The 2,220-nt window shown below is 65.1% G+C and carries 3 protein-coding genes; 2 read left to right on the forward strand and 1 reads right to left on the reverse strand.

Annotated elements, in window-relative coordinates:
* Together AC6H42_RS13440 and AC6H42_RS13445 are read left to right on the forward strand one after the other, a co-directional pair.
* On the forward strand, positions 1-539 hold a 539-nt coding region (locus AC6H42_RS13440), incomplete at its 5' end, for an ATPase, T2SS/T4P/T4SS family (RefSeq protein ID WP_497548259.1).
* A gap of 10 nt (positions 540-549) precedes the next feature.
* Entirely contained in the window at positions 550-1,773 is a 1,224-nt protein-coding gene (locus AC6H42_RS13445; protein ID WP_057153368.1) for a type II secretion system F family protein, read from the forward strand.
* A gap of 3 nt (positions 1,774-1,776) precedes the next feature.
* On the opposite strand, the gene AC6H42_RS13450 is transcribed toward AC6H42_RS13445, so the two are convergent.
* On the reverse strand, positions 1,777-2,220 hold a 444-nt coding region (locus AC6H42_RS13450), incomplete at its 5' end, for an SDR family oxidoreductase (RefSeq protein WP_497548260.1).

The following is a 2,220-nucleotide window of genomic DNA, read 5'->3' on the forward strand; positions in this document are numbered from 1 at the left end:
CGGACATCATCATGGTGGGCGAGATCCGCGACCTGGAAACGGCCGACATCGCCATCAAGGCGGCGCAGACCGGCCACATGGTGTTCTCCACGCTGCACACCAACGACGCGCCATCCACGCTGACGCGTTTGATGAACATGGGCGTGGCGCCGTTCAACATTGCCTCCTCGGTGATCTTGATTACCGCGCAGCGCCTGGCGCGCCGCCTGTGCACCTGCAAGCAGCCGGTGGACATTTCCAACGAACTGCTGCTGAAAGCAGGCTACAAGCCGGAAGAGCTGGACGGCAGCTGGAAGCCGTACGGCCCGGTCGGCTGCGAACGCTGCAACGGCGGCGGCTACAAGGGCCGGGTCGGCATCTACCAGATCATGCCGATCACCCCCGCCATCGAGAGCCTCATCCTGGCGCACGGCAATTCGATGCAGATCGCGGCCCAGTCGGAAAGCGAAGGCGTGAAGTCGCTGCGCCAATCCGGCCTGGTCAAAGTAAAAAACGGGCTGACCAGCCTCGAGGAAGTCCTCGGCTGCACCAATGAATAGGACAGACATCATGGCCACTACCAGCACGCCGGGCAGCCCGGTCAAGGAATCGGTCTTCGCCTGGGAAGGCAAGGACAAAACCGGCAAGACCGTGCGCGGCGAGCTGCGCGCCGGCGGCGAAGCGGTGGTCAACGTGACCTTGCGGCGGCAAGGCATCATGGTCACCAAGGTCAAGAAAAAGGTCTACCGCAGCGGCAAGAAGGTCACCGACAAGGACATCTCGCTGTTCACGCGCCAGCTGGCCACCATGATGAAGGCCGGCGTGCCGCTGCTGCAGTCGTTCGACATCGTCGGCAAGGGCCACTCCAATCCGTCGGTGTCGAAGCTGGTGATGGATTTGCGCGCCGATATCGAAACCGGCACCAGCCTGAACCAGGCGTTCCGCAAGTTCCCGCTGTATTTCGACCCGCTGTTCTGCAACCTGGTGGGCGCCGGCGAACAGGCCGGCATCCTGGAAGACCTGCTGACACGGCTGGCCATCTACAAGGAAAAGACCTTGGCCATGAAGGCCAAGATCAAGTCCGCGCTGACCTACCCGGTATCGATCCTGGGCGTGGCCTTCATCGTCACGGCCGTCATCATGATCTGGGTGGTGCCGGCGTTCAAGCAGGTGTTCGCCAGCTTCGGCGCCGACCTGCCGGCGCCCACGCTGGCCGTGATGGCGATTTCCGAGTTCTTCGTCAACTACTGGTACATCATTTTCGGCGGCCTGTTCGGCTCGATCTACTTCTTCTTCCAGGCCTGGCGGCGCTCGCCGCAAGTACAGCGCTTCATGGACGTGACGCTGCTCAAGCTGCCCATTTTCGGCGAGGTGATCCGCAAGGCCACCATCGCCCGCTGGACGCGCACCCTGTCGACCATGTTTGCCGCCGGCGTGCCGCTGGTGGAGTCGCTCGACTCGGTGGGCGGCGCATCCGGCAATATCGTCTACCTGGAAGCGACGCGCCGCATCCAGAAGGAAGTGAGCACCGGCACCAGCCTGACGGTGGCCATGCAGAACGCCGACGTGTTCCCCAACATGGTGACGCAGATGGTGTCGATCGGCGAAGAATCCGGCTCGCTGGACGCCATGCTGGGCAAGGTGGCCGACTTCTTCGAAGATGAAGTGGACGAGGCCGTGGCCTCGCTGTCGAGCCTGATGGAACCGCTGATCATGGTGATCCTGGGCGTGCTGATCGGCGGCCTGGTGATTGCCATGTACCTGCCGATCTTCAAGCTCGGTTCGGTGGTGTAAGGCTTACTGGGCGGCCCAGCCGCCGTCCATATTGAGCGCCGCGCCGCGCATCTGGTCGGCCGCGGCGCTGCACAGGAACACAGCCAGCGCGCCGATCTGCTCCGGCGTGGCGAACGCCTGCGAGGGCTGCTTTTCGCCCAGCAGCCTGGCGCGCGCCTGGTCCGCGCCCAGGCCCTCGCGCGCGGCCAGCTCGTCGATCTGCTTCTGCACCAGCGGCGTCAGCACCCAGCCGGGGCAGATCGCATTGCACGTGACGCCGCTGCGCGCATTTTCCAGCGCCACCGCCTTGGTCAGCCCGACCACCCCGTGCTTGGCCGCCACGTAGGCGGACTTGTTTACCGACGCCACCAGCCCGTGCACCGAGGCCACGTTGACGATGCGGCCCCAGCCGCGGGGGCGCCACGGGGGGCCGCCCGCGCCGCGGGGGGGGGCGGTGTGGGCGCGCTG

Source organism: Massilia sp. NBRC 108631 (assembly GCF_059704565.1).